Origin of the sequence: Streptomyces sp. NPDC050439, from assembly GCF_040655335.1 — a bacterium.
Lineage (GTDB): Bacteria > Actinomycetota > Actinomycetes > Streptomycetales > Streptomycetaceae > Streptomyces.
Genome location: NZ_JBFAJT010000016.1, coordinates 85,267 through 111,797, shown reverse-complemented (window position 1 = coordinate 111,797; position 26,531 = coordinate 85,267). Strand labels below are relative to the sequence as shown.

24 protein-coding genes are annotated in these 26,531 nt (G+C 70.3%); 10 read left to right on the top strand and 14 right to left on the bottom strand.

Annotated features, from left to right (window positions below):
- Positions 1–342 precede the first annotated feature (342 nt).
- The 11 genes from AB0I66_RS42255 to AB0I66_RS42205 form a co-directional block, all read right to left on the bottom strand.
- Entirely contained in the window at positions 343–900 is a 558-nt protein-coding gene (locus tag AB0I66_RS42255; protein ID WP_363213422.1) for an XRE family transcriptional regulator, read from the bottom strand.
- Positions 901–907: 7 nt separating this feature from the next.
- A complete protein-coding gene (locus AB0I66_RS42250; protein WP_363213421.1) occupies positions 908–3,073 on the bottom strand; it encodes a transcriptional regulator in 2,166 nt (721 codons plus the stop codon).
- Between the two features lie 94 nt (positions 3,074–3,167).
- Entirely contained in the window at positions 3,168–3,848 is a 681-nt protein-coding gene (locus tag AB0I66_RS42245; protein ID WP_363213420.1) for an HAD-IA family hydrolase, read from the bottom strand.
- Positions 3,849–3,859: 11 nt separating this feature from the next.
- On the bottom strand, positions 3,860–5,080 hold the full coding sequence (locus AB0I66_RS42240; protein WP_363213419.1) for a hypothetical protein: 1,221 nt from the start codon (positions 5,078–5,080) through the stop codon (positions 3,860–3,862).
- Between the two features lie 7 nt (positions 5,081–5,087).
- Positions 5,088–6,317: an MFS transporter gene (locus AB0I66_RS42235; RefSeq protein WP_363213418.1), complete on the bottom strand. Its 1,230-nt coding sequence runs from the start codon at positions 6,315–6,317 to the stop codon at positions 5,088–5,090.
- Complete coding sequence (locus AB0I66_RS42230) at positions 6,314–7,414, bottom strand: GNAT family N-acetyltransferase (RefSeq protein ID WP_363213417.1); 1,101 nt, start codon at positions 7,412–7,414, stop codon at positions 6,314–6,316. Before AB0I66_RS42230 ends, AB0I66_RS42235 begins: the two co-directional genes overlap by 4 nt.
- Positions 7,393–8,313, bottom strand: coding sequence for a phosphotransferase (locus tag AB0I66_RS42225; RefSeq protein WP_363213416.1), 921 nt, complete (start codon positions 8,311–8,313; stop codon positions 7,393–7,395). The genes AB0I66_RS42230 and AB0I66_RS42225 overlap by 22 nt, the downstream gene beginning before the upstream one ends.
- Positions 8,310–9,467 (bottom strand): radical SAM protein, encoded by a 1,158-nt coding sequence (locus AB0I66_RS42220; protein ID WP_363213415.1) that lies wholly within the window; start codon positions 9,465–9,467, stop codon positions 8,310–8,312. The genes AB0I66_RS42225 and AB0I66_RS42220 overlap by 4 nt, the downstream gene beginning before the upstream one ends.
- A 310-nt stretch (positions 9,468–9,777) precedes the next feature.
- Positions 9,778–11,397 carry an MDR family MFS transporter gene (locus AB0I66_RS42215; RefSeq protein ID WP_363213414.1) on the bottom strand — a complete coding sequence of 540 codons (1,620 nt, stop codon included), beginning with the start codon at positions 11,395–11,397 and terminating at the stop codon, positions 9,778–9,780.
- 277 nt (positions 11,398–11,674) lie between these two features.
- On the bottom strand, positions 11,675–12,379 hold the full coding sequence (locus tag AB0I66_RS42210; protein ID WP_363213413.1) for an HAD family phosphatase: 705 nt from the start codon (positions 12,377–12,379) through the stop codon (positions 11,675–11,677).
- A 53-nt stretch (positions 12,380–12,432) separates the two neighbouring features.
- Positions 12,433–12,855: a nuclear transport factor 2 family protein gene (locus AB0I66_RS42205; RefSeq protein ID WP_363213412.1), complete on the bottom strand. Its 423-nt coding sequence runs from the start codon at positions 12,853–12,855 to the stop codon at positions 12,433–12,435.
- Positions 12,856–13,097: 242 nt separating this feature from the next.
- Between AB0I66_RS42205 and AB0I66_RS42200 the strand changes: the two genes are divergently transcribed.
- Complete coding sequence (locus tag AB0I66_RS42200; RefSeq protein WP_363213411.1) at positions 13,098–14,543, top strand: multicopper oxidase family protein; 1,446 nt, start codon at positions 13,098–13,100, stop codon at positions 14,541–14,543.
- A gap of 306 nt (positions 14,544–14,849) precedes the next feature.
- Positions 14,850–15,500 carry a ScbR family autoregulator-binding transcription factor gene (locus AB0I66_RS42195; protein WP_363213410.1) on the top strand — a complete coding sequence of 217 codons (651 nt, stop codon included), beginning with the start codon at positions 14,850–14,852 and terminating at the stop codon, positions 15,498–15,500.
- A gap of 11 nt (positions 15,501–15,511) precedes the next feature.
- On the opposite strand, the gene AB0I66_RS42190 is transcribed toward AB0I66_RS42195, so the two are convergent.
- Both AB0I66_RS42190 and AB0I66_RS42185 read right to left on the bottom strand, forming a co-directional pair.
- Positions 15,512–16,282: a glucose 1-dehydrogenase gene (locus tag AB0I66_RS42190; protein ID WP_363213409.1), complete on the bottom strand. Its 771-nt coding sequence runs from the start codon at positions 16,280–16,282 to the stop codon at positions 15,512–15,514.
- A gap of 163 nt (positions 16,283–16,445) precedes the next feature.
- Positions 16,446–17,096: a ScbR family autoregulator-binding transcription factor gene (locus tag AB0I66_RS42185; RefSeq protein WP_363213408.1), complete on the bottom strand. Its 651-nt coding sequence runs from the start codon at positions 17,094–17,096 to the stop codon at positions 16,446–16,448.
- A 634-nt stretch (positions 17,097–17,730) separates the two neighbouring features.
- Between AB0I66_RS42185 and AB0I66_RS42180 the strand changes: the two genes are divergently transcribed.
- The 7 genes from AB0I66_RS42180 to AB0I66_RS42150 are packed head-to-tail and all read left to right on the top strand — an operon-like array spanning position 17,731 to position 24,793.
- The gene (locus AB0I66_RS42180) at positions 17,731–18,885 is read left to right on the top strand and encodes an inositol-3-phosphate synthase (protein WP_363213407.1); all 1,155 of its coding nucleotides are present in this window, start codon (positions 17,731–17,733) and stop codon (positions 18,883–18,885) included.
- Complete coding sequence (locus tag AB0I66_RS42175) at positions 18,882–19,835, top strand: SCO3242 family prenyltransferase (RefSeq protein ID WP_363213406.1); 954 nt, start codon at positions 18,882–18,884, stop codon at positions 19,833–19,835. The genes AB0I66_RS42180 and AB0I66_RS42175 overlap by 4 nt, the downstream gene beginning before the upstream one ends.
- Positions 19,832–20,788 carry a sugar phosphate isomerase/epimerase family protein gene (locus AB0I66_RS42170; protein WP_363213405.1) on the top strand — a complete coding sequence of 319 codons (957 nt, stop codon included), beginning with the start codon at positions 19,832–19,834 and terminating at the stop codon, positions 20,786–20,788. The genes AB0I66_RS42175 and AB0I66_RS42170 overlap by 4 nt, the downstream gene beginning before the upstream one ends.
- Positions 20,782–21,384 (top strand): EboA domain-containing protein, encoded by a 603-nt coding sequence (locus AB0I66_RS42165; protein ID WP_363213404.1) that lies wholly within the window; start codon positions 20,782–20,784, stop codon positions 21,382–21,384. Before AB0I66_RS42170 ends, AB0I66_RS42165 begins: the two co-directional genes overlap by 7 nt.
- Positions 21,384–22,238 carry a TatD family hydrolase gene (locus tag AB0I66_RS42160; protein WP_363213403.1) on the top strand — a complete coding sequence of 285 codons (855 nt, stop codon included), beginning with the start codon at positions 21,384–21,386 and terminating at the stop codon, positions 22,236–22,238. Before AB0I66_RS42165 ends, AB0I66_RS42160 begins: the two co-directional genes overlap by 1 nt.
- 3 nt (positions 22,239–22,241) lie before the next feature.
- Complete coding sequence (gene eboE / locus AB0I66_RS42155) at positions 22,242–23,411, top strand: metabolite traffic protein EboE (protein WP_363213402.1); 1,170 nt, start codon at positions 22,242–22,244, stop codon at positions 23,409–23,411.
- Positions 23,408–24,793, top strand: a complete 1,386-nt coding sequence (locus AB0I66_RS42150; protein WP_363213401.1) for a nucleotide pyrophosphatase/phosphodiesterase family protein — start codon at positions 23,408–23,410, stop codon at positions 24,791–24,793. Before eboE ends, AB0I66_RS42150 begins: the two co-directional genes overlap by 4 nt.
- A 29-nt stretch (positions 24,794–24,822) precedes the next feature.
- Here AB0I66_RS42150 and AB0I66_RS42145 read toward each other — a convergent pair whose 3' ends face one another.
- Complete coding sequence (locus AB0I66_RS42145) at positions 24,823–25,311, bottom strand: PhzA/PhzB family protein (RefSeq protein ID WP_363213400.1); 489 nt, start codon at positions 25,309–25,311, stop codon at positions 24,823–24,825.
- Positions 25,312–25,496: 185 nt separating this feature from the next.
- Here AB0I66_RS42145 and AB0I66_RS42140 point away from each other — a divergent pair, with 185 nt between their 5' ends.
- The gene (locus tag AB0I66_RS42140; protein WP_363213399.1) at positions 25,497–26,501 is read left to right on the top strand and encodes a methyltransferase; all 1,005 of its coding nucleotides are present in this window, start codon (positions 25,497–25,499) and stop codon (positions 26,499–26,501) included.
- Positions 26,502–26,531: the final 30 nt, after the last annotated feature.

Below are 26,531 nucleotides of genomic sequence, written 5' to 3'. Positions count from 1 at the left end.
CCGATGGGTCCGCTCCGCTCCCCCACCTGACGGCCCCTCCGGCTTCGCCTCCTGGGCCCTACTAAGGCCCGCTGACGCGGGCCCAGCCAGCTACGAGCAGGAGATGGTCTTCATCTGGTGATGAGCCGCAAAGCCCCGCACGGTCACCGCCGCCCAGGCTTGCTATCAGCTTGGTCCTGTACATACCCCGGTATGTACGCCATGTGCGTGCTATAGCGCTCTCGCTGTGCGGAGTGACCTGAGGTTGTGGTGCTTCAAAATTATTCGCGGATTTAGTCTGGAATGGATGGATCACTCTGACCGCCTACCGGTTTTGGATATTGGTAGGGGACACGAGGCTGGCTACAGATCGAACTCCAAGCGCTCCACGTCCGTGAAGCGGACCTCCTCCAAGGAGCCCGCGCGGCGGCCGCCGTCCTGGAAGTACGTCTCCTTGAGTCCTTCGGCGGCGATCTGCCGCAGCTGGTCGTCACCGGCGCCCTGCTCCCGGGCGTCGAAGAGGCGAGCGGCGAACCGAGGGGGGAGCGCGACGGTCAGGTCCCTGATCCGGTTCTCGTCCGTCGTCCCGATCGGCGCGACGTAACCGAGACGGGCCCGGGTGTCGATGACGATGCCGTCCGTCGTCGCCGCCTTCTGCCGGGCCTTCGCCCGGATCTGCGGCTGCCACCGGGCACGGACCTCCCTCTCCAACCGGGCCGCGAGGTCCGCGCGGGGCTTCTTGATCTGGTCCTTCACGTACCGCTCCACGGTGCGCTGGGAGATCCGCAGCATCCGAGCGACCGCCTTGGTGCCCTTGAGCTGCTTGACGAGATAGCGCATTCTCGCGCCGGCCGACTTCGGAATGGGGCGCGTGAACGCCTTCTGTACCGCCTGGTCAAGGCCGTCACCGAACATGCTCATCGCCTACCTACTCCCCGTTGTCCTGGTCGGTGACGGTGCCGTCCTTGATGTACCGGGCGAGGTTGAGCTCCGGTGCATGGAACTGCTCCCGTACGCCTTCGCCCCACAGCACACTCTGGGTGCCCTCCCACTTGACCAGGCCGGGGTTGACCCCGAGCTTGAAACCGCCGGGCAGGGGCTTGCCCTCGCGGTAGGGCAGGAAGTCCAGCGGGGACTCGCCGTCGACCGCGTACACAACGCAGTCCGAGAGGATCGCCACCGGGTACTGCCCGGTGAACGCCGCGTGCCTGAGCAGCTTGCGGTGGAGGTTGATCCGGGTGCGGGAGATGACGGCGGCGCGGATGTCGGGCCGCCAGGTGGGCCTGGACAGGGCGCGCCACGGCAGGCCGGGCTTCCAGCCCTCGCCGCGCGGGCGTTCGCGGAGTTTGCCCAGGCCGCCCTTGACGGTCGCTTTGACGGCGGAGACGACGACGGCCAGTTCCGGGTCACGCTGCCGGTAGCCGTCCATCGCCGCCAGGAAGTCCTGCGGCGCGATGTCGGCGGGCACCCCGAGGTCGGCCATGGTGGCCAGGTACGCGTCGCGCAGTCGGTTGTACCAGCTGTCCAGGTAGCGGCCGTTGTCGTGCCGCACCCATGCCTCGGTCGGTCTCACCTCGTAGCCGAGCTCCACCGCGTACGCCACGGTGGGTGTCGCGTACCAGGCCGGCCCCTGCGGGTGCTCGCCCTTCGGCGTGAACGGGCTCGGCAGCAGGCTGCCGTCCAGTTCCACCTGCTCCTTGCCCAGCTTCACCCTCGACAGGTCGACGTGACTCAGGTCGACGAGCCAGGAGCCGGGCAGCTTTGGGTCGAACGCCGGAGCCTTGACGTGGGTCGGCGCGCCGAGGCCGACGATCAGGCCGTTCGCTCCGGCGGCGAAGGCCATGTTGACGTCGAGGCCGACCAGGTTGCGGCGCATGCACTCGGCGTCGGTGAGCGGGCGTGCCCAGTCATAGGCCTCCTCGAACAGCTTCTCCGCGGGTCCGCGGACGTGAAAGCGGGGGAGGTCGGCGAGGAGCGGGTGCCCATCGGGAGCCTCGCACGGTGCGCAGTCGACCGGGTCCTTGCCCAGGGAGCCGGGGTTGTGCTCGGAGTGGCGTTTGCCGTCCGTGTCCGGCGCGCTCGCGCGGGTCGGCGGCTGCAGTGCGGTCATCAGCTCCAGGCCGGTGACGGCAGTCGAGCCACGTGGCGTCATGACCCGGGAGGCGTATGTGCCAAGGAGCCGGGCCAGTTCCGCGGGTGGGAGCTGTCCGGCCGGGCCCCAGTGGCGGGTGTCGAGCGCGTGCCACGAAGGGACGCACAGCTGGACGCAGGAGCGTTCCGAGCCCTGCGCGGGGCGGTAGACACGCGCCCATGGGCCGAACCCTCGCTTCGTCAACTGCCAGTTCGCGCGCGCGAGTTGCTTGATGACCTTGTGGTTCTCCGGGATACGTCCGGCGAGCTGCTCGTCCGCGGTAAGGGTCACCGGCAGTCCGTAGCGCTCCAGTGCGGCCTCGGTGAGCACGAGCAGGGGATCGGCGTCTTTGCCCGGCCCGGACAGTCTCGGCGCCCCGAGCCTGGCCTCCTTCAGGGTCCAGTCGATCAGGGCCGGGATCGACTTCGCGGGCACGTCGAGGACCAGGCCGCCGACGCAGTACGCGACCACATGTCCGTCGGCGGCGTCGATGACCGCGAGGGGACCGTTCTCGAAGCGTGCGTCGACGGCGGCCTGGCCGGTGCCGGGCTTCGCCGCGGCCTTCTTCACCCCCGGCCGACGCTGGGCCGGGGCGGAGCGTGCCGTGGTGTCGACGGTCCGTGCGTCCTCGACGGCTGCGGCGGCCGGGGGCTCGGGGGTGTTGGCGGGGGCGGCGGTGTCGGCCGTGCCGATCGTGTTGGCGGAAGCAAGGGGTGGGGCAGGGTAGAGCTTCGCGAGCTGCTCCAGCAGGCGTGCGTACGCTTCGCGCTCCGGACCCCGCGGCTCCGTCCTGGTCTTGGGGGATTCCCAGCCACTGACGGTCGCGCGGCGCACCTGGAGGGCCCCGGCAACCTGATCCAGCGTCAGACCGTGGGCCTGTCGGAGCCGCTTGCGTTCTTCCGGCGGCGGCAGCGGGGAACGGGACGCGACCAGGGCGTCGACGGCGTCGAACAAGTCGGACAAGGGGCACCTCCTGCCCCACACCCTACCGCCGGAACCGTACAGACTGCGTACATTGAGCGCACGTCGCACGCACGAGTCGCGTACGGAGGTATCTCTAGAGGTCCAGGTGCAGGAGCAGGCCCGACAACGACTCGATCTTCTCACCCGGGTACGTGGGGTGCTTGCCGTCACGGTCGATGAGGATGCCGTGCAGTCCTGCGGCGCGAGCCCCGCCCATGTCCGAGTAGACCGAATCGCCCACATAGTGAAGGGTCGCGGGGTCTTTCCCGATGGCCTCGGCCGCAAGGTGGAAAATGCGGGGGTCCGGCTTGCTGATCCCGGTGCGGTAGGAGGTCAGCACGGTGTCGAAGACCGTGTCCAGCCCGGTGTGTCCGAGGACATCGAAGAGCAGGTCGTCGAAGTTGGAGACGATCGCCACCGGTATGCGTTCGGCCGCGAGACGCTCGATGACGGGTGCGACATCGGGAAATACCGCGTAGTTCGCCGGCTCCAGGATCGTCTTGGCGGCCGCTTCGGCGATCCGCAGTCGATCCACCTCGCCGGCGCGCAGGTCGGCCGCCTCGATGATCCTGCGGACGAAGACGGCCCACTCGCGTACGCGGTTGACGGAGTCCGGTGCGTCGTCGGGCCACCCGAGGGTGCTGCCCACATGGTCGAGGGCGTGTTCCACGCGGTCCGTGGCGCACACGTGACCGTGATCCGCCGCGGTCGAGGCGATGACGTCGTGGATGGGCGGCGTCAGGTCGAAGAGGGTTCCCGCAGCGTCGAACAGCACACCATCAGGTTTCAACGGAGCCTCCCCCTTTCAGAGATGGCCTGGTCGAGCTGCAGCTCTTCCAGGGCGGTTCGCAACCGACCCGCGCGCGCGAGCACACGGTGGAGCAAGGGGTCGGTGGCACGGAAGTAGGAGGTGAGACGGGTCAGGCTGCAGCCCCGGAGGGTCTTCGCCAGATAAGTGGAGTCGCCGTAGTGGATGCGCATCCCGCCCACTTGGGTGGCGTAGGCGATCAGCTCGTAATAGGCGATGTTGAAGTAGGCCGCCTTTTCGGCGCGGAAGGCACCAAGACGCGTCAGGATTCTGTGGGTCCTGTGGTCCTCGAAGAAGGCGATGAACCCCACAGGAGACGACGTCGGTGTATCTGCGGACGGCGACGTCTCCTCGGCGTCGGCGCGCAGAACCTTGAGCCCGGGGATGGTGGCGGCGCGGGTGAAGCGGTCCTGTACCGCGCGGGTGTCGGCCTGGTGGCCATAGCGGCGGTAGCGGGCCAGTTGGAGTGCGGCGAGATCCTCGGTCAGGCCCTCGGGGCCTTGGACACGGACCGTGGCGTGTTCGCCTTCGAAGAGGCTGCGCTCCTTGCGAAGGACCTTGCGGCGGTGGGCGCGGAAGCCGCCGAAGTACGCCTCCAGGTCCGCATAGGCGGAGGTGTCCAGGACGGCGTCCGCCCCCACGGTGACGGCGCTGTAACCGCGGGCCCGCAAGACCTGGTGCAGTGCTTGTTCCGCGGCGTTGTCCTCCCGGAGATTGCCGAACTGGACCACCGGCAGCCCCAGCTCCCCGGCCTGCGCCTCCACGCCGTCGACAAGGGTGTCCAGGCTGTCGGCGCGCGCCTTCGGGCCGAGGGTCACGCCGGAGAACACGCAGCCGGGTGTGACCACGGCCAGCGTGTCCGTCGCCCGGGCAGGCAGTTGCGAGCGCACATGGGCGAGCTCCGCCGCGGCGGACTCGCGCTGCGGCTGAGCCGTCTGCTGTATCAGCTCCTCCACAGGGGAACCACAGACGATCTCCCAGGTCGCGTAGGTGCGGTGGGCAGCGCTGTGCGGCACGGGGTAGCAGCTGGCGAGCGCTCCGCCCGCGCAGAGGTAGTACTGGTCGCGGCTGACGCGGCCTTCCTCCGCCGCCAGCCACGGCAGCGACCTGTGCAGCCCGCTGTCGCCGCCTTGTACGTCGGCGCCGTGCGTCATGGCTTCTCGTATGGACGTCCAGGTCGTCCAGGTCTTCGCACGCATCAGTGCGTCAGCACTCCTTCTGCCCGCGGAACTCACGCAGCCGACGGTCGGTGGCCAGCGCGGTGACCGACGCGGCAGTCCACGCCGCGGCCGCCCACAGCAGTGGTGTGGGCCCGGTCCACGAAGCGATCAGCGGTGCCAGCACATAGCCGGCGGGAAGGAAGGCGAAGGACCCGACGGACGCCAGGGCGCCGACTTTGGAGAGGTGCTCCTGGGGCACGGAACGCTGGACGGCCGTCGTGACCAATACGCCGTAGGCCCCTACCGAGGCTCCTGCCAGGACCTGCGCCACCGCCAGCGGGGCGAGCCCGGATCCGGCGGCCAGGAGCAGCGGTGGAAGTCCCATGGCGAGCAGGCTCAGTGCGGCCGTGAAGACCGGCCGGGGCAGCGCCGCTCTGCCGCTGACCAGGCTGCCGAGGAGTTCACCGGCCGCGAAGAGCAGCATGAGCAGCGCCCAGGAGTTCGCCGACATGCGCTGCGTCACCAGGCCCGGGCCAAGGACCATGAACGGCGCGGACACCAGCAGAAGAATGGTGCTGTCGACGAGGGTCATGCGCAGCAGCCAGGGAAGGCCCCGCATGGCGCGCCAGCCCTCCCGCATCGCGGACACGCCTTGCCCCTCGCCCTCCTCCACGGCCGCGGCGCCGCGGGGCAGGCCCCACAGGAGTACGGCCGCCAGGAGGAAGGACAAGCCGTCGAGCGCGAGCGCCCAGGCCGCATCCCCCAGGGCGAAGCAGACGGCAGTGATCACGGGGCCGAGCAGTGCGGCCGCCCCGGTCCACGCACCGATCAACGCGTTCGCGGCTCCCAGGTGTGGGGCCGGGACGCAGTGCGGGAGGTAGCCGAAAGTGGCGGGGTAACCGGCGGCCACCGAGATGCCGTAGGCGCCCTGGCAGAGCACGGCCCACCACAGGTCGGCCCCGCTGACCAGCACGATCACGGTGATGAGCTGGGCCGATCCGCAGACGATCGACGAGGCGACCATGAGGGGCCGCTTGGCCGTGCGGTCGGCGGCGATGCCGCCGAAGACCAGGAAGACGATCTTGGGGAGGATGGCCGCGGCCAGCATGCCCCCCAACCAGCCCGCGGAATAGCCGAGTTCGGTCATGGCCAGGGCGAGCGCGGTGGGGACCACGGCGTCACCGATCAGGGAGATGGCGCGCGAGGCGAAGAACCGGCGGAACGGTCCGGTGGCGAACAGGGCGCGATACCCGGCTTGTTCGGCGGTGACCGTCACGGCGCGTCCGGACGGCGGAGGGACGTGGGCAGCGGGTCGGGGAGGTCGTCCGAGCGTGCGCTCAGGCCCTGGCGTGCCCGGCCGACGGCGCCGTCGCCGGCGAGCGCGACGGTCCACAGGGGTTCGAGGCGCGCTCCACGCCGCATCTTCGTGTCCGATGCGGCGATCCCCAGATGCACCGCGCGGGCGCCGAGGCGGTGGGCGAGCCGGAGAGGTTCGTAGAACATGAGACTAAAGTAGGAATTCCGGGTTTCCCGCAGGGATTCGTCGACGCCGAAGAGACGCACCCACAGCACGTCCGCGTGGTGGAAGACGACATGGCATCCCACGGCTCGCCCGTCCAGGCGGGCGAGGATCACATGGGCGCCGGGTATCTGCGCGCACAGGGCGAGGTAGGGAAGGAAATCGGCGGGCGGGCGGGCGTAGGAGGGGTCGTACTTCTTCTCGTGGAGGACGAGCAGACGTGCGATCTCGCCAAGCGGCGCACTCTGGTCCAAGGGGGTGGTCTCGAACCGCAGGCCGTTGTCGGTGACCTGCCTCAGGTCCGCCTTGATCTGGCGTCTGCGGCTGTGGCCGACCGAGTCGAGGTAGCCGTCGAATCCGCTGTCGGGGACGTCGAGCCATGCCTCCCACGCCACCAGCCCCGCCGGGTGTCCCTGGGCGGTGAACCGTGCGGCGTCGACGCTGGAGAGGTAGGGCAGAAGCACCGTACGCCCCCGGGCGACGTCCTGGAGTCCGGCGGTGAGGGTGTCGGTCGCAAGGGGGCTTACGCCGAGGAGCAGTTCGTTGCGGTATCCCGTACGGGGTCCGATGACGACGCAGTCCTTGGCGGGGACGTGATCCGCGAGGAGGAACTCCGGGTGGTAGCGGCGTGCTTGTGTGCCGGTTCCTTCGGTGACGGCGCAGAGCGCCAGATCACGGTCCTGACGCAACAGCGCATAGGCGTACTTGTGCCCGTGCCGTTCCAGGAGTCTGAACCAGGCGGCGCTGGAGTAGAGCGTTCCGGCGGGAGCCAGGTCCTGCGCCGGGGCCTGGTCGAAGGACGGGAGCGTCCGGGCGGCGCAGAGCGGTGACCTCAGCGAACGATCTGCGCGCACAGGTGCTCCAACCGTTCCCGGGACGACGCCAGCAGTTCCTGGTCATCGATTTCCTCCACCGCCACGACGGTCAGCAGCGCCGCGATGTCCAGTTCGTAGAAGTCCAGGATCCTTTGGTGGTGTGCGACGTCGGTGTCGTCGAGTCCGTAGCCGGCCCGGAAGGCCTCGGTGAAAAGTCCGCAGAAGCGGATCCGTGCGAGCTCGAGCCAGGGGTCACCGGTGATCGCGTTCGCGACGTCGATGACCGCCGCGATGCTCCCCTGCCGCACGCAGATGTTGGGCGGCCGCAGGTCGAGGTGGAGGAGAGCGCCCGTCCGGTCCGCGTCGTCGGGCACGTCGGCCGCACACCGGGAGAGCACCGTGTCGGTGGACAGCCCGGGGCAGTACTTCTCGGCGGCGCGCAGCCGGTCGGTGAGGCGCCCGAGAACGTAGGACGGCCATGGGCCCGGCGGGCGACCTACCGTCGTGCCCGGGCGGATGGAGTGGATCGCACGGGTGATGCGCCCCAGCTCATGCTGCTGGTCCTCGTTCAGCTCCTCCGTCGGCTGGTGTTCGATGTGCTCGCACAGCATCCAGGAGAGGCCGTCCGGGGCGCCGCGCCGCCGCCAGTCGAGGACGGAAGGGGCCGGTACGCCCGCCTTGGCCAGCAGTCCAAGGACGTGCACTTCCTTGGCGAGTACGTCGGCGAAGTCGACGGCGCCCTCGTAGTCGGTCTGCAGGACCTCGTGGCGGGGGGAGCGCACGACCCCGGCGATCCTGCCGTCGGGGTGACGGGCGAGGTCGGCGAAGTAGTCCACTCCTTCACGCCATGGAGCGACGCGGATGCCGGGATCACCGAGGGCGCGGCCGACTTCCGCTTTGAGAGCGGTGGTCCGGGCCGTGGCCGTCTCTGTCGTCATCGTGCGGTCACCTGTTCCACCGGGTAGGTCGCGCGGTCCCGCCAGTACGCCTCCGTCACGGCGTATATCTCCTGGACAGCGCCCAGTCCGGCGGCGATCTCCTCCTGGTCGAGCCAGCTCTTGGTGACGGTGTTCTGGTCCCGGTCCCCGAACGTCTCGACGGGCAGGTCGAGATGCCCGCGTTCATTGCCGTAGTGCGCGGCGAGCCAGTTGATGTTGACGGCGGGCATGATGTCCACGAATTCCCTGACCCATTGAACTGTTCCTTTGTAGTCGTCCCCAGGGATACCCATGATGAAGTTGGGGATCACATAGAGCCCCAGCTCGCGGATGGTTTCGCTCGCCTTGTAGAGGTGCTTGGTACGAAAGGGCTTGCGAAGGTATTTGAGGAGACCGTCGTGCGCTGTCTCGACCCCGAACTCGACGTACCGCACGCCCATGTCCCGGCAGTCGGCGAGGAACCCGGGCCTGGCCGCCAGGGACGGCGGGGTCTGAATGATGAATCCCTCGAAGCCTTCATGAGAGGCGGCGAAAATGTCCCGGACCTTGCCCAGGTCCTGCCAGTTGTTCGCCACCGGATCGCCGAACGACTTGTCGTCGAGGAAGGCGAGCCGGAAATCCAGGGGCGCGAAGGCGGCTATCTCGGCCTCGTAGCCCGCGGGGTCGGCGGGGACGACCTGCGTGGGGACGGTGCAGAAGTTGCAGCGGAACGAGCATCCGTTGCTCATGCTGAACCGGGGAATGCACTGGAGCCCGTCGAAGAGCCGGTAGTCGAGCGTGGTCCGCGGGCGTGCCCCGGGCAGGAAGTCGGGCAGGTTCGTGACGTCGTGGAGGAAGCTCACGTGGGGGTACCCCACGAACACCTCCGGGTCGACATAGCCCCCGACGACCATCGTCGCGCCGGTGGAGGCCAGATGGAGCAGCTGCTCCACATTGGCGTCCAGCGCCGAGAAGAAGAACACGTCGCCCTCGGCGGCCTCCGCGAGCCTGCGGTGCGCGACGTCGAGATCGTCGACGACCATCAGCTCTTTGTGGAAATGCTCGTCGGGGAGCATGGAGGCGACGATGGGTATCCAGTACGGGATTTCCATGAAGTGTTGTGGCATGTAGTAGCCACGCATGCGGGCGTAGGAACGCCGGTAGTAGTCCCTCATGGTGCTGTCCTCGGTCAACAGGAGGTCGCTGAACTGGACCAGGACGGCTCGGGACGCCCCTCCCTCACCGGAAGGGCGAATTCCTCTTCTGATGCCGACTGTTGGAATGTGCACGGACATGGTTTTCCCCCCGCCGGTCACGCGCTGGACACGGACAGGCCACGCTAGCTGTGGGGCACAACCAGAGCAATGGTGCGGGTGTGGCCTGAGGGATCAACGGCCAGGTGAGGGCACAGACCGGGTGTCCGGCACGCGAACCAGCGGGGGATGATGGTTCGCGGCGACACCCGGTCTGTGGTCGAGGGGCCCGTCAGTGAGCGGGCGGGGCGGCATCCCGCTCGGGGGCGGCCGGGGATACGCGCGGGGCCGTGTCGTCGTCGTCCAGGTCTTGGCCCGCGACGGTACGCAGCGGGACCTCCCTCACCAGCCAGGACACCGCGAACATCAGCACGGAGAGCACGAGCGCGACCACGATGGTGCCGTGCAGGCCACTGGTGACGGCGGCCTGGTAGGCGTGCCGGACCTGCTGCGGCATGTCCGTGAGCATCTCCGGTGTCACGCTGCTGTCCGGCCCGGTCAGCTTCTCGGCCCCGCGCGTGCCAAGCCTGGCGGTCAACTCATCGGCCATACGTGCCACATAGACGCCGCCCAGCGCGGCGACGCCGAGCGAGCCGCCGACCGTACGGATCAGGGTGAGGGAGCCACTGGCGGCGCCCATGTCGCGGGGCTCCGCGCTGTTCAGCGTGATGAGCAGGGTGCTCTGCATCATGAAGCCCAGGCCGATGCCGAGGATCAGGGTGGTCGCGGAGGCGACGGCCACCGCGGTGTCCACCTGGAACGTGAGCAGGGCCAGCGTGCCGATGACACTCACCAGGCCGCCCAGGATCGGGTAGAGGCGGTACTTGCCCGTCGTGCTGATCCGCCGTCCGACCAGCGTCTGCACGCCGAGCATGCCGAACATCAGGGGCAACAGCAGCATGCCGCTGACGGTGGGCGACAGCTCTTTGACGAACTGCATGTACTGCGGGAGGTAGTTGGTGGCCCCGATCAGCAGCGCACCGAGGAGAAAGGTGAGCACCTGGGCGACGGCGAAGTTGTGGTTGCGGAAGAGGCCGGGCGGGATCAGCGGTTCGGGGGCCCGGCGCTCCACCCGCACGAACCATGCGGTCGCCGCCACCGCGGTCACCGCGAGCCCCAGGATCTGGGGCGACAGCCAGTCGTACGCGCCGCCTCCCCAGGTGGAGAGCAGCGTCACGGACACGACGGAGACGACCAGGAGCAGGGCGCCCGGGTAGTCGATCCGCACCGCGCGGGTGGCCGGCTTCAGCTTGATGCTGATGCCCACCACGATCAGGGCGATGGCCCCGAGCGGCACGTTGATGTAGAAGACCCAGCGCCAGCTGAGATGGTCGGTGAAGAAGCCTCCGACGAGTGGCCCCGCCACATAGGCGATGGGCATCATGACACCGAGCATGGTCTGTACGCGGCCGCTCTCCCGCGGCGGGACGAGCACCCCGATGATGGCCAGGGCACCCACCATGAGCCCGCCGGCGCCGAGTCCCTGCACGGCCCGGAAGGCGATGAGCTGGTTGATGTCCTGTGCCATGCCGGAGAGCACGGAGCCGATCAGGAAAAGCACGACCGCGGCCATGAAGATGCCTTTTCGGCCCAGGAGGTCGCCGAGCTTGCCCCAGATCGCCGTGGAGGCGGCCGTGGCGAGCAGATAGGCCGTCACCACCCAGGCGAAGCGGTCGAGGCCCCCGAGTTCGCCGACGATCGTCGGCAGCGCCGTGCCGACGATCAGTGCGTCGAGCATGCCGAGAAACATGCCGATCAGCAGCCCGAAGACCCCCAGGTAGGTGCCCGGAGGAAGCGGTGGCCGCCGCGCGGGACCGGGTGAGGACTCCTGCGGCGCTCGGTCCGTTTCCATGGTTCCTCCCCGATCGTCCGCTGTGGGTCAGGCCGCGCAGGGCATACGGCCCGTGCGTCGCGCGGGGCGTGGCCCCACCGGGCGAGTCGGTCGCGCGGGGTCTTGGCCGCGGCGTTCGCGGACCGGGTCGGAATCGTCGACTCGCCCTCAGCGGCTCCTGTCGCCGTCGCGAGCACAGTAGCCAAGGATCGGCGGCGCGCCCGGTCGTCTTGAGCGGATCTCCAGGAAAGGTCCATGGCGGTCGCGGCGTCCGGATGTCGGTGGTCCGGCCCGGCGGTCAGCGCCAGAGGGCCCCGGCGGCCGCCTCCGCGTCGACGGCCCGCAGCAAGGTCTCGTCGATGTCCTTGAGCGAGCCGACGATGTGCCGGGCTCCGGCCTCCACCATCATCTGTCGCTGGAAGTCGTGCTCGGAGTCGACCGGGTGCCCGATGAAGGCGACGCCGACGTCCCTTGCGGTCTCCGCGACGCGGGCCACGTCGTCGATGAAGAGCACCTGGTCGGGGCGGAGCCCGAAGAGTTCGGTGATCTCTTGGATGCCGGGGCGGAAGTCATTGGTGCAGACGTAGCCGGGCTCGTCGAAGCAGTGGGCGAACCGGCCCAGGTGGCGGTCGAAGTGCGACCGCTCAAGACCGCCGTAACAGACCGTCCTCGCGCCCAGCGAGCGCAGCGTCTCCAGCAGTTCGGCCGCGCCGTCGAGCACATGCACCGGGTGCTCCCGTATGTACTCCTCGCGCTGGGCGAAGTAGTCCTTGAGCAACTGCTCCGCCGTGCCGCCGAGTTCGTCCGCCGCCCGCTGGGCGGCGACGAGCTGCGGCTGCGACAGGAGCTCCCGCTCGAAGCGGGCACTGTAGGTTCCCCCGCGCGATTCAACGAGGCGCCGCATGACCGGGCTGAAGCTGTCGTTGAGGAGCACGCCGTCGATGTTCACCGCGACCAGGCTCAGGTGCCGCAACAAGGTGTCTCCCATTGAGTCGGTGAGCATGCCGCCACAGACCGTACTCCCGTCCGAGGTGGGGATGACTGTTCCCTTGCCGTCTACGGGACCGACGGGCCCTGGCCGAGAACGTCGATGTGCCGGTCGTCGACCAGGAGTTCGCGCCCCGGCCCCGCGTCCCGCACCAGGGTGTCCCTGCAGGTGCACACCTGGTGCACGCGTGAGGCGCCGCTCGCGTCGGTGGCGTAGACGACCGTGTTCGCACGCACGTGCACGGCGCCGTCGGGGCGCTCCTCGATCTCGAACATGCCGGTCATGTGGCGGCGCCGCTCGCCGGCCGCGGCGATCGCCTCCGTCGCCGCGCGGGCTCCCGCGATCAGTCCGGCGCGACCGCGCATCGGCTCCGACCGGCTGGAGATCCGGCAGACCGCGTCCTTGGTGAAGGTGGCAGCCCACCCCTCGGCGTCGCCCTCGTCGAGGCGCCGCATCTGGCGGGCGTAGAACTCCGCCACCTCCGCGTACATGGGATCTCCGTTCCATGGGCCGACGTGCCGTACGAGGGCGGGCCGTTGCTTCTTGAGGGCCTCGCCGCCTCGACGCGCACAGGCTGTGGCACTCCGCCCGCGCCCGGGTCGAGCGGCCGTCGAGCGGTGCCGTGTCCGGCCGCGCGGGGGACGCGGTGCGGGCCGCGCGCGAGGGAAGCCCGAGTTCCGCGTGCTGACCTGCTCTCGCACATCTTGTCCCGAAGGCAGTAGGAGGAACGCCCATGGCCACCCGTCGCGGAGTGCTCGGTGCAGGACTGTCCGCCGCGGGCGTCGGGCTCACCGGGGTCTCGCTGCTGCCCGTCCTGAACGCGCAGGCGGCCACCCCGGAGCCCGCCGCCGGCACGGCGGTGCAGCCGTTCGCCGAGCCGATGCCGCTGGTTCCCGTGCTCAAGCCGGTGTGCACCGCGAACGGCACGGACACCTACGACATGACCATGCGCACCGTCAGCCGGGGAATCCTGCCCGGCCTGAAGACCGAACTGCGCACCTACAACGGCCAGTTCCCCGGCCCCACCATCAAGGCCCGCAGGGGGCGGCCGGTCGTCATCCGTCAGCGCAACGAGCTGGCCGTGGACACCTCCATGCACCTGCACGGCGCCTCGGTGCCGCCGAGCGACGACGGCTCCCCGATGGACACCATCGCGCCCGGCACCAGACGCGAGTACACGTATCCCAACAAGCAGGCGCACGCCTCGCTCTGGTACCACGACCACGCCCACCACGTGGAGTCCGAGAACGTCTACCGCGGGATGCACGGCAGTTACCTCCTCACCGACGACGAGGAGGAGGCGCTGCCACTGCCCAAGGGCGCCTACGACGTCGTGATCGGGATACGCGACGCGCACTTCGACACGGCCACCGGCGCGCTCGTCTACCAGATGAGCGACCGGGCCCGCAGCACCATCCTGGTGAACGGGGCGCCGTCCCCGTACTTCGAGGTGGCCGCCCGCTCCTACCGGCTGCGCTTCGCCAACCACTCCAACCAGCGCTTCGTCGAACTGCGCCTGGAGGACGGCGGCGATATGGTGCAGATCGCCTCCGACGGTGGTCTGCTGCCGCGCCCGCACACCACCAAGGCGGTGTACCTGACGTCCGGTGAACGGGCCGATGTGGTCGTGGACTTCTCCCGCTACCCCGTCGGCACCAAGATCGTCCTGAAGAACACCGGCTTCGGGGCGAACGCGGACACCGGCCAGGTGATGCGGTTCGACGTGGTGCGCACCGCCAAGGACAGCAGTTCGGTGCCGGACGTCCTGCGCAAGCTGCCGCCGCTGCCCGCGCCCACCGCCGAGCGCTCGGTCGTCCTGCGCATGGACGAGGACGGCCGGCCCGGCCCCAAGGCGTACATCGACGAGAAGCTTTACGACCCCGCGCGCGTCGACGCGCGCATCCGCGCCGGTGCCAGCGAGGTCTGGACCGTCACCAACGCCAACACCAAGGCGCCGCACAACTTCCACATGCACCTGGTGCAGTTCCGGGTCCTGGAGCGGGGCGGCGCGGCGCCGGGGCCCGAGGAGGCGGGTCTGAAGGACACGGTGCGGCTGCTGCCCGGCGAGACGGTCAAGCTGCAGGCCACCTTCGACACCTACCGGGGTGAGTACGTCTACCACTGCCACATGCTCGACCACTCGGCCATGGGCATGATGGCGACGATGAAGATCGGCTGACCACGCGGCGGCGCGAGCGGTCCGATCCTGGACGGGAAAGCTCCGCTCCTGCTCGTCGGCGGGGCATCTGCCGCGGCTCATCCAGACCGCAACGCCTGTTTTGCGGATCGGGGTCGGGCGGAGGCACAGCGGCACAGCCTTTGCCGGAGCCGGTGACCGGCACCGTCAGCACCCGCGTCATGGCCACGGTCTGTGACAACAAGCGCGTGTAAGGTACCCTCTAGACGGTTTCTTTTCACTCATCCACCGCTCTGGACACGGGCACTGAGCACAAGGGATGGTCTCGTGGCGCGACAAGAACGTGCAGTGCGAACCCGCCGCGCCGTGGTGGAGGCCGCAGCAAGGGTCTTCGCGGAGTACGGCTACTCATCGGCCACGGTGTCGGACATCCTCAAGGTGGCCGGCGTGACCAAGGGCGCCCTGTACTTCCACTTCGACTCCAAGGAAGCCCTCGCGCGGGGCATCATCGAGGCGCAGGTCGAACGACCCCTGCCACCCCAGGAGCTCAAGGTCCAGGAGTGGATGGACCAGGGCCTGCTGATCGCATACCAGCTGCCGCGCGACCCGGTGGTGCGCGCGGGCGCCGTGCTCTCCTCCGACCCGCTGGGCAGGGAGCACTACGGCAGTGCCTGGCCCGTGCTGATAGAGCGCTCGGCGCGGGCGCTGGCCGAGGCCAAGGAACGCGGCGAGATCCTCGGCCACGTCGTGCCGCAGCAGACCGCCGAGCTGGTGGCCAGCGCGTTTCACGGCGTGCAGCTGTTCTCCCAGCTGGAGACGGGTATGTCGGATGTCGAGCGCCGGATCGCCGTGCTGTACGAGCACCTGATGCCGACGATCGCCATTCCCGCCATCCTGGCCCGCCTCGACCTGTCGCCCGACCGCGGTGCGCGCCTGTACGCACAGATGGAAGCGGCCCAGGAGACGGAGGCGGCGCAGCAGCCCGCCTCCGTCGGCTGAACCGCTCCGCGTCACCAGGTGGTGCGGCCACCGTCCACGGGCACGGTGGCCCCGGTGACGAACGAGGCCCGCTCACTGCACAACCACGCGGCCACCTCGGCGACTTCCTCCGGCGCGGCCATCCGGTTCTGCGGCGCGGACGCCATGCTCTTCGCCTCCTGCCCGGGCACCCGGGCGAACCAGTCCTCGACCATCTCGGAGCGCGTCAGACCGGGGGCTATCGCGTTGACCCGGATGTCACTGCGCGCGTACTCGACCGCGGCCGCCTTGGTCAGGCCGATCACGGCGTGCTTGGCCGCGATGTAGGGCGCGGGCACGGAGCTCGCCACCAGGCCCGCCACACTGCTCGTGTTCACGATCGAGCCGCCCCCGGTCTCGGTCATCGCCGTGATCTCGTGGCGCAGGCAGTTCCACACGCCGCGCACATTGGTGTCCATGACGAGGTCGTATGACGCGTCGTCGAGCAGGTGCAGCGGTGCCAGCTCTCCCCCGGTGCCCGCGTTGTTGAAGGCCGCGTCGAGACGCCCGTACGTCTCCACCGCGTACGCCACGGCGCGCTCCACGTCGGCGGAGACCTGGACGTCCCCCGTGCGGTACGAGGCCTGCGCGCCGTCCGCGCTCAGTTCGGCCGCCAGCTTCGCGATGCGCTCCTCGCGCCGGGCGAACAGGACCACCCGCGCGCCCTCCCCCGCGAACACCCGGGCCGCCGCGGCACCGATGCCGCTGCTCGCCCCGGTGATCAGCGCGACTCTTCCCTCGAGCAAACCCTGTCTTTGCCTCATTGCGCCCAACCCCCCTGCTCAGGAGACGTGTTGCCCGGCCGGCATGTTCCGCCGTGGCACCGTCCCGGCCTGCTGAAGCCCGAAGCGTAGCCTTCGTGTTCGATGTCGAAGGACGAATTGATGGCTTCGGACAACTGGCCGCTCCCGGACAGAAGTCGGGAGGTCAGCCGGGTGGCACATGGTGCGTGCCGTCATGGGGCGAGCTGGTGCCCGCCGGGTTGAGCCGGGGCGCCGTGCGGGGGTCGGCAACCGAGGGCAGCAGCGCCTTCCAGAAGCTGGTGAGCGTCTGATCGGTCAGCCACTCCTTGTCGGCACGGCTCAGCACCGCCAGGCCCACCGTCGTGGCCACCACGGCGTTCACGACGCCCTCCTGCGAGACGCCCGGCGCGAGCGACTCCTCGTCCGCGGCGCGGGCCACGAACCCGTGCACGTAGGTCCGCCACTCCTGGCAGAGGTCGCGGCGTGCGCGCTCCCCCGCCTCACAGCTCAACAGGAATCCGGCCCGCACCACCACATCCCAGAGCAGGAGATGGACCAACCGGTGCGAGAGGTCCGTCAGCCCCTGAAGCGCACTCACGTCGTGCGACGGCACGCTCTCCACCGCCTGGCGCAGAGCGCGCGCGGCGGCGCTCTCGACGGCGCCGGCCACCTCGGCCTTGCTGTCGAAATGGAAATGCAGGGCCCCACGGCTCACCCCGGCACCCGAACTGATCTCGTTCAGGCTGGCCTTCTCATAGCCGTGCCGCTCGAACAGCTCGGCCGCCGAGTTGATGAGGGCGGTCTGGGTACGGGCGGCCCGTTCCTGTTGGCTCACTGTTGCTCTCCCGCTACAGAGGGACTTTCCTTGGTACATATAAAACCAACTTGCCGGTTTTAGATCCAGTATTGCGACAGATCGGGCTGGATCAATGACGCAGCGCGACTCGCCCCAACCACCGCACACCGGTGTGCGGCAAGGGCACCGGCTTCGAGGGGCCGACCAGGCGATACCCCCCGACCCTTCCAACTCCTGGCCGGAATCAGAGGTTCCGGAGGGCCGGGCCCGGGCGAGGCTGAGCCCGGCGCACTTCACCGGGAACCAAGGAAGCAGACCATTCGGTTTGCTAATTGATGCCGAAAAGCCCGCCACAAGCCTCCAGAGAGGGAGTCAGCCACGCTCGCCCACAGCGCCCGCAGACCTCCTCGCGGCGACGAAACCCTGGGAAGAGCAACCGCCATTGCCCTATATTTCACCCTAATACACCCTGCATGCGCGGGAATTGAGGGCACCAGCAGCCGCAGTCGCAGTCCGGCTCGAACCTTGCTTGAGACCGCATCCATGCCGCAGACGGACCCCTGGAAAAAGACCGGACGTACGGTACTCTCCGAATGGATCTACGGTACGTCAGATTCCGGCGACGGAGCGCACGCCGCCCCCCGCCGAACCGATGCTCTCCAGGAGGACTTCCGTGTCCGAGCATGCCGAGCCGACCGGTCCCCGCATCGGCCCCGATGGCGGGACCGGCACAGGCGTATGGTTCATCGGCGCCCGCGGCTCCGTCGCCACGACCGCGGTCGCCGGGTGCGCCGCCCTCGCCGCTGGACTGTGTCCGCCCACAGGCATGGTCACCGAGACCGAGCCCTTCACGGCTGCCGCTCTGCCCGCCCTGTCCTCCTTCGTCTTCGGCGGTCACGACACCGTCGACTGGCCGCTGCCCAAGCGCGCCGAGGCCCTCGCCGAGCAGGGTGTCCTGCCGCACGGGCTCGCACGCGCCGTACAGGGTGAACTGGCGGCGGCCGACCGGGAGATACGCCCCGGCGGGCCGTTGCCCGGCGACACCCGCGGCGACGAGGAGCTGATCGCCGCCTTCGCCGCCGACATCGCCGACTTCACGCGGCGCACCGGCGTCGCCCGCACCGTCGTGGTGAACGTCGCCTCCACCGAGCCCGCTCCGGCCGAGGGCTCCCCGCGGCTGCCCAGCAGTTCGCTGTACGCCGCCGCCGCCCTGCGCGCGGGCTGCGCGTACGTGAACTTCACGCCGTCGACCGGGATACGTCACCCGGCGCTCGCCGACGCGGCCACCGCCGCCGGGGTGCCGTACGCGGGCCGGGACGGCAAGACCGGGCAGACGCTGCTGCGGGCGGTGCTCGCGCCCATGTTCCGGCAGCGGGCCCTAGACGTACGGGCCTGGTCGGGCACGAATCTGCTCGGCGGCGGCGACGGGGCGGCGCTCGCCGATTCCGCGGCCGCCGCGGCGAAGAACGCGGGCAAGAACCGGGTCCTCGAGGACACCCTCGGGTCGCTGCCCGAGGGTGAGGTGCACATCGACGACGTGCCCGCACTCGGCGAGTGGAAGACCGCCTGGGACCACGTCGCCTTCGAGGGCTTCCTCGGCTCACGAATGATCCTGCAGACCATCTGGCAGGGCTGCGACTCGGCCCTCGCGGCGCCGCTCGTGCTCGACCTGGCCCGGCTCGCCGCCCGCGCCCACGAGGCGGGCATCACCGGACCCCTGCCCGGACTCGGCTTCTACTTCAAGGATCCGGACGGCGGCTCGTCGGCGCTCGCCGAGCAGTACGACGCCCTCGTCGGCTTCGTCGCGCGCCTGCGGGAGGCCAAGTGAGCAGGCCCCGAGACTGGGCTGAACTGCTGCGTGTCTCCGCCCTGTTCACCGTCCCCGGCGACGCGCTCGCCGGGGCGGCGGCGAGCGGGCTGCGCCCCGGCGCCCGTACCGCGCTCGCCGCCGGTGCCTCGCTGTGCCTGTACGAGGCCGGGATGGCGCTCAACGACTGGGCCGACCAGCAGGAGGACGCCGTCGAGCGTCCGCACCGGCCGCTCCCTTCGGGCCGGATCACGTCCGGGCAGGCGCTGGCGACGGCCGCGGGACTGACCGTGGCCGGGGTCGGCCTCGCCCTCGCCGCGGGCCGCCGCGCCGCGCTCACCGCCACCGCGCTCGCCGGGACGGTGTGGGCTTACGACCTGCGCCTGAAGCACACCCCCGCGGGCCCGGCCGCGATGGCGACGGCGCGCGCGCTCGATCTTCTGCTGGGAGCCGTGGCGACCGCCGCCTCTCCTTCCGGCACCGGGAGTTCGGGCCCGGCGGTGCGTCGTGCCCTGCTGCCCGCCGCCGCGCTCGGCGCGCACACGTACGCCCTCACCGCCGTCTCCCGCACCGAGACCCGCGGGGGCTCGCCGGGCAGGTCGCTCGCCGCGCTGGGCGCGACAGCGGCGATCGGGGCTCTGGCCGGGGCGGGAGGCCGCCCGCGTGGCAGGGGCACCTCACACGGTCCGGGTGTCGTCGGAGGCGGCCGCTTCGGGGCCGTCTCACCCCGGGGCTCCGTCCGTGTCGCACTCGCCGGTGCCTACGTGGCGACGGCGGCGCGGCCGTTCCTGCACGCCGCGCTCAACCCCTCGCCCGCGCTGACCCAGCAGGCCGTCGGCGGTGGCATCCGCGCCATGATCCCGCTCCAGGCGGCCCTCGCGGCACGCTCCGGCGCGCTCGCCCCTGCGGCGCTGCTCACCGGGCTCGTCCCCGTTGCCCGCCGGATCGCCCGGAAGGTGAGCCCCACATGAGCCTTCGCCTGGGCTACGGCACCAACGGCCTGACCGACCTGCGGCTCGACGACGCCCTGGGCCTCCTTGCCGACCTCGGGTTCGACGGCGTGGGTCTGACCCTGGACCACATGCACCTCGACCCGCTCGGGCCCGGTCTGGCCGACCGGGTGAGCCACGTCGCGGGCCGCCTCGACGCGCTCGGCCTGTCCGTGACCGTCGAGACCGGCGCCCGCTACGTCCTTGACCCCCGCCGCAAGCACGGCCCGACCCTGCTCGACGCGGACCCCGGGGCGCGCGCGGCGCGGACCTCGCTGCTCGTCACGGCGGTGCGGGTGGGCGCGGAGCTCGGCGCCCACGCGGTGCACTGCTTCAGCGGCGTCCGTCCGCCGGACGTCGACGAGGACACCGCCTGGAAGCTGCTGGCCGATGCCCTCGGCCCGGTCGTCGACGCGGCGGAGAAGGCCGATGTGCCCCTCGCCTTCGAGCCCGAGCCGGGGCAACTCGTGCAATCGCTGGCCGACTTCCACCGGCTGCGGGTCATGCTCGGCGATCACCCCCTGCTGGGGCTCACCCTCGACATCGGGCACTGCCGGTGCCTGGAGCCGCTGTCGCCGCAGGAGTGCGTCAAGGCCTCGGCGCCGTGGCTGCGGCACGTGCAGATCGAGGACATGCGGCGCGGGGTCCACGAGCATCTGCCTTTCGGGGACGGCGAGATCGACTTCCCGCCCGTGCTGGCCGCGCTCGATGCCTCCGGGTACCAGGGCCTGACCGTGGTCGAACTGCCACGCCACTCGCACGCGGGCCCTGAACTCGCCCGCACATCGCTTGAGTTCCTGCGCGCACAGCACCCCGCGGCCGCGGCGCACCGGCCCCCGGCCGCACCGCCACCACCGGCGGCGATCGCAGCGCCCGGCGCGGCGCGACACCGCCGTATCCCCGGCACCGTCCGACTGAAGGACCCTGCATGCTGAGCACCCGCGAGGAACTCCTGACCCGCGTCGGCTCCGACAGCGCGGCCTGGCTGGACGCCGCCCTCGACGACGCGCGCACCGCCCCGAAGGACCCCGCGCCGCGGAAGATGCCGGCGTGGGAGCTGCGCTTTGCCGAAGCCGGGCGTCGTTGTGGCCAGGACCACGCGGATGCCGCCCGCGTACTGCTCCTGCACGCGGCCGGAGCGGACCCGGCCACCCTCACCCGTGTCTACGGACAAGGCGCCGCGGCCGAGCGCCGTGCCGTCCTGCTCGCCCTGCCCCACCTGGTCCGGGGCCCGGAGGCGCTGCCGCTGGTCGAGGACGCCCTGCGCACCAACGACACCCGGCTCGTGTCCGCGGCCGTCGGGGCGTACGCCGCAGCGCATCTGGACGCCCATGCCTGGCGCCACGCCGTGCTGAAGTGCCTGTTCACCCAGGTGCCGCTGGCCGCCGTCGCCGCCCTGGCCGACCGGGCCCGGGGCGACGGCGAACTGGCCCGCATGCTGCGGGACTTCGCCGCGGAGCGCACCGCCGCGGGACGACCGGTGCCCGATGACCTGAATCACGTGCTCGCCCTGACGGCCAAGGGAGCCTGATGCGCATCTTCGACCCCCACATCCACATGACGTCGCGCACCACCGACGACTACCAGGCCATGTACGCGGCCGGCGTCCGTGCCGTCGTCGAGCCCGCGTTCTGGCTGGGTCAGCCCCGCACCTCACCCGCCTCCTTCTACGACTACTTCGACGCCCTGCTCGGCTGGGAGCCCTTCCGCGCGGCCCAGTACGGCATCGCCCACCACTGCACCATCGCCCTCAACCCCAAAGAGGCCAACGACCCCCGCTGCACCGCGGTCCTGGACGAGCTGCCCCGTTACCTGGTCAAGGACGGCGTCGTGGCGGTCGGCGAGATCGGCTACGACTCCATGACCCCCGCCGAGGACACCGCCCTGTCCACGCAACTCTCCCTCGCCGCCGAGCACGGCCTGCCCGCGATGGTCCACACCCCGCACCGCGACAAGCTCGCCGGCCTGCGCCGCACCATCGACGTCGTCCGGGAGTCCGCGCTGCCGCTGGACCGTGTTCTGATCGACCATCTCAACGAGACCACGGTCAAGGAGGCCAAGGACAGCGGTTGCTGGCTCGGCTTCTCCGTCTATCCCGACACCAAGATGGACGAGGACCGGATGGTGGCCATCCTGCGTGATCACGGGCCCGAACGGGTCCTGGTCAACTCCGCCGCCGACTGGGGCAAGAGCGACCCGCTCAAGACCCGCAAGGTCGCCGACGCCATGCTCGCCTCCGGATTCGGCGAGGACGACGTCGACCTGGTGCTCTGGCGCAACCCGGTCGCCTTCTACGGACTCAGCGGCAGGCTCCGGCTCGACGTCACCGAAGCGGGAGCGCAGCCCCTGCACGAGGGCAACTCCATCCTCCGCGGGGGTGAGTGAGGCGTGCGCTTCCTGCATCCCGACGGCTCGACCGTGCACCTCGCCTACTGCACGAACGTGCATCCCGCCGAGACCTTCGACGGCGTCGTCGACCAGCTGGGCGCCCACTGCGAGCCGGTCCGCAGCCGGCTCGGCGTCGAGCGCCTCGGCATCGGCCTGTGGCTGGCCCGCGACGCGGTCCGCGCCCTGAACACCGACCGGCACGCGCTGCGCAGGCTCCGCTCCGAGCTGGACCGGCGCGGCCTCGAGGTCGTCACCCTCAACGGCTTCCCCTATGAGGGCTTCGGCGCCGAAGAGGTCAAGTACCGCGTGTACAAACCGGACTGGGCCGACCCGGAGCGCCTGGAGTACACCAGCGACCTGGCCTGCCTGCTCGCCCAGTTGCTGCCGCCCGACGTCTCCGAGGGAACCATCTCCACCCTGCCGCTGGCCTGGCGCACCGGATTCGACGAGCAGGCAGCCGAGATCACGCACAAAGCCCTGTCCGAACTGGCCTTCCGTCTGGACGCGCTGGAGTCCGCCACCGGCCGCTCGATCCGTCTCGCGCTGGAGCCGGAGCCCGGCTGCGCCGTGGAGACCACCGCCGACGCCATCGCCCCGCTCGCCGACCTGCCGGGCCATCGCATCGGCCTGTGTCTGGACACCTGCCACCTCGCGACGAGCTTCGAGGAGCCGGCGCCGGCGCTCGCCGCCCTGATGCAGGCGGGCGTGTCGATACCCAAGGTGCAGCTCTCGGCGGCCCTGCACGCGGACAACCCCCGTGATCCTGAGGTCCGTTCCGCGCTCGCCGCCTTCGACGAACCGCGGTTCCTGCACCAGACACGGGCGAGCATGGACGGCACCCTGTACGCCACCGACGATCTCGGTCCCGCGCTGGCCGGGGACACGCTGCCGGACGAGGTGCCCTGGCGCGCCCACTTCCATGTGCCGCTGCACGCCCCGCCCGCGCCACCGCTGACCTCCACCCTGGACGTGCTGGCCGAGTCGCTCGCCACGCTGGTCGGCGGGGCCGAGGCACGCAGCAGGCACTTCGAGGTCGAGACCTACACCTGGCAGGCCCTGCCTGCCGCGGCCCGGCCGGACACCGACGCGGAGCTCGCCGACGGCATCGCGGCCGAACTCGCCCTGGCCAGTGATCTGCTGACCGGCATCGGACTCAAGGAGCAGACGTGACGACGACCCGCCCGACGCCGCTGCTCGTCCTGGACGTGGTGGGCCTGACCCCCGCGCTCCTGGACCACATGCCACGTCTGAAGGCGCTCGGCGGCAGTGGTTCGCGCGCCGGTCTGGACACGGTCCTGCCTGCCGTCACCTGCGCCGCCCAGTCGACGTTCCTCACCGGCACCACCCCCGCCGGGCACGGCATCGTCGGCAACGGCTGGTACTTCCGCGAGCTCGGCGACGTACTCCTGTGGCGCCAGCACAACGGGCTCGTCCAGGGCGAGAAGCTGTGGGACGCGGCCCGCCGCCTGTACCCCGGCTATACCGTCGCCAATGTCTGCTGGTGGTACGCGATGGGCGCGGACACCGACTTCACGGTCACCCCGCGCCCGGTCTACTACGCCGACGGCCGCAAGGAGCCGGACTGCTACACCCGGCCGCCGGCCCTGCACGACGAGCTGACGGACGAGCTGGGCACGTTTCCGCTCTTCAACTTCTGGGGGCCCACGGCTGACCTGGTCTCCAGCCAGTGGATCATCGACGCGACGCGGTACCTGAACCGCACCCGGCAGCCGGACCTGGCACTGTGTTACGTCCCGCATCTCGACTACGACCTCCAGCGCTTCGGCCCCGACGACCCGCGCTCGCTGCGGGCCGCCGCCGAGCTCGATGCGGCGCTCACGCCGCTGCTCGACGAGGCCGACGCCGAGGGCCGCACGGTCGTCGTCCTGTCCGAGTACGGCATCACGAACGTCAGCCGTCCCGTGGACATCAACCGCGCGCTGCGCCGCGCCGGTTATTTGGAGGTGCACACCCAGGGCGGCATGGAGTACCTGGACCCGATGGCATCGCGGGCCTTCGCCGTCGCCGACCACCAGCTCGCGCACGTGTATGTGCGCGATCCCGCGGACCTGGCCGGAGTGCGGCGGGTCCTCGAGTCCCTCGCCGGGGTCGGCGAACTCCTGGACGACGCGGGAAAGAAGGAGCAGGGCCTGGATCACCCGCGCTCCGGCGAGCTCGTCGCCGTCGCCGAACCCGACGCATGGTTCACGTACTACTACTGGCTCGACGACGCCCGTGCCCCCGACTTCGCGCGGCTCGTCGACATCCACCGCAAGCCGGGATACGACCCCGCCGAGCTGTTCATGGACCCGCTCGACCCCTACGTGAAGGTCAAGGCGGCCAAGGCGCTGGCCCGCAAGAAGCTGGGCATGCGCTATCGGATGGCCGTCGTGCCCCTGGACCCGGCGCCGGTGCGCGGCAGCCACGGCCGGCTCCCCGATCGCCCCGAGGACGGGCCGGTGCTGCTGTGCTCACGGCCCGGGGAAGTGGCGGGCACGCTGGCCGCCACCGAGGTCAAGGGCCTGCTGCTGCGTCTTGCGGGAATCGGCTGAGACCCTCTCGTCACTCGTGCGGCCGGTTCTCAGGTGGGGATGCCCTCGCGCCTGACCTTGGGCACGGGGATGCCCAGGGCCCGCAGCTGCTGGAAGGGGTTCATGAACTCGCGGTTCCGCACGATCTTCCCGTCGTCCAGCTCGAAGGAGTGCAGGAAGTGGTTCTCGTAGGTGCCCTCGGGATATCCGGGGAAGAGGATCTTTCCGTGTCCGTCGCACTCGACCCAGAAGAAGTCCGGGTCCTGCGTCTCGAAGACCTGGATGTTGTACCACTCCCAGTCGGGGAACATCTTGAGCGACCACACGCCGTGCTCGCGGAGCCGGTCGCGGCCCTTGATGACGATGGGTTCCCCGGTGTCGCTGGTCCACAGGCCGCCGCTGCCGCGCTCGACGAAGAGCTCGTGCCGGCGCAGCCGGGCCTGCCCCTTGGTGTCCGCCAGGTACTTCTCGACGGTGGCACGGTTCTTGCGGCGCAGTTCGGCGGCGTCGGTGAAGCCGTGCGGTACGTCGTCAGCCATGGTGTCCCCTCAGCGGCGTGGTCGGACGGTCCGGCTGAATTCTGGCGGGGTCCGCTCGGGGCGGGGTCGAGCGGTGTTCGAGCAGCGTGCGACGCGCGGGGCCCAGGCTGAGACGCGCATGCCGGACCTCGTGCATCCTCCGTGCACCCCGAGACCTCGTACGGCATGGGAGAGGACCTTTACCGATGGCAGGCGACCACCCCGAGGAGCTGCTCGAACTCGCCCTGGGCTATGTGTACTCGGCGGCCTTGCACACAGTTGCGCGCTTCGGTGTGGCCGACCACCTGGTGGACGGTCCGCGCACCGCCGACGAACTGGCCAAGGAGGTGGGGGCGAACGGCCCGCACCTGTACCGGCTCCTGCGGTTCCTGGCCACGAAGGGCGTCTTTCGCGAGGACGGCGAGGGCCTCTTCCATCTCACGCCGCTGGCGGAGCCGCTGCGCACGGACGCGGAGCGGTCCCTGCGTGACTACATCATGGTGCGCGGCGAGCGGCCCTTCTGGGAGTCGGCGGGCCACCTGCACGACGCGGTCCGCACGGGCACCACCGCTTTCGAGGATCTGTACGGCATCCCGTTCTACGACTATGTCGCCGCCGAGCCGCGGTTCGGCCGGGCGTTCAACTCCAGCATGGCGGCGTTCTCGGAGGCGTTGAGCAACGACATCGCCCAGGTATGCGACTTCCCCGACGCCAAGAGCGTCGTCGACGTGGGCGGCGGGCGCGGCGGTCTGCTGCGTGCGGTCCTTCGGCGCAACCCCCACCTGACGGGCACGCTCGTCGACCTGGAGAACGTGGTGGCCGGGCATGTGCTGGACGTGCCGGACCTGACCGGGCGGTGGAGCGCGGTGCCCGGGGACTTCTTCGATTCCGTGCCGACCGGCGCCGATGTCTATCTCCTCAAGCACGTCCTTGCGAGCTGGCCCGACGAGCAGTGTCTGCGGATCCTGCGGACGTGCCGCGCCGCCATGCCCGCGCACGGGCGTCTCCTTGCCGTCAACGCGATGATCCCGGCGGGCAACGAGCCGCACCCGGGCAAGACCATCGACATGCTGATGATGACGGTCCTCAACGGCAGGGGCCGTACGCGCGCGGAGTACGAGGAGCTGCTGACCTCGGCGGGCTTCGCCGTCACGCGTTTCGTCGAGCCCTCGCCGCACGCGTCGGTCGTCGAGGCGGTCGCGGCCCTCTGAACCCTGTCGCCCCGTCTTTCGCCCCTGCCG

Bases quoted from the DNA above. Each gene is read 5' to 3' on its own strand.
- AB0I66_RS42255 (WP_363213422.1), bottom strand. From the start codon at position 900: ATGAGCATGTTCGGTGACGGCCTTGACCAGGCGGTACAGAAGGCGTTC.
- AB0I66_RS42160 (WP_363213403.1), top strand. From the start codon at position 21,384: ATGCGCATCTTCGACCCCCACATCCACATGACGTCGCGCACCACCGAC.
- AB0I66_RS42165 (WP_363213404.1), top strand. From the start codon at position 20,782: ATGCTGAGCACCCGCGAGGAACTCCTGACCCGCGTCGGCTCCGACAGC.
- AB0I66_RS42215 (WP_363213414.1), bottom strand. From the start codon at position 11,397: ATGGAAACGGACCGAGCGCCGCAGGAGTCCTCACCCGGTCCCGCGCGG.
- AB0I66_RS42220 (WP_363213415.1), bottom strand. From the start codon at position 9,467: ATGAGGGACTACTACCGGCGTTCCTACGCCCGCATGCGTGGCTACTAC.
- AB0I66_RS42225 (WP_363213416.1), bottom strand. From the start codon at position 8,313: ATGACGACAGAGACGGCCACGGCCCGGACCACCGCTCTCAAAGCGGAA.
- AB0I66_RS42210 (WP_363213413.1), bottom strand. From the start codon at position 12,379: ATGCTCACCGACTCAATGGGAGACACCTTGTTGCGGCACCTGAGCCTG.
- AB0I66_RS42190 (WP_363213409.1), bottom strand. From the start codon at position 16,282: ATGAGGCAAAGACAGGGTTTGCTCGAGGGAAGAGTCGCGCTGATCACC.
- AB0I66_RS42170 (WP_363213405.1), top strand. From the start codon at position 19,832: ATGAGCCTTCGCCTGGGCTACGGCACCAACGGCCTGACCGACCTGCGG.
- AB0I66_RS42200 (WP_363213411.1), top strand. From the start codon at position 13,098: ATGGCCACCCGTCGCGGAGTGCTCGGTGCAGGACTGTCCGCCGCGGGC.
- AB0I66_RS42140 (WP_363213399.1), top strand. From the start codon at position 25,497: ATGGCAGGCGACCACCCCGAGGAGCTGCTCGAACTCGCCCTGGGCTAT.
- AB0I66_RS42145 (WP_363213400.1), bottom strand. From the start codon at position 25,311: ATGGCTGACGACGTACCGCACGGCTTCACCGACGCCGCCGAACTGCGC.
- AB0I66_RS42240 (WP_363213419.1), bottom strand. From the start codon at position 5,080: ATGCGTGCGAAGACCTGGACGACCTGGACGTCCATACGAGAAGCCATG.
- AB0I66_RS42205 (WP_363213412.1), bottom strand. From the start codon at position 12,855: ATGTACGCGGAGGTGGCGGAGTTCTACGCCCGCCAGATGCGGCGCCTC.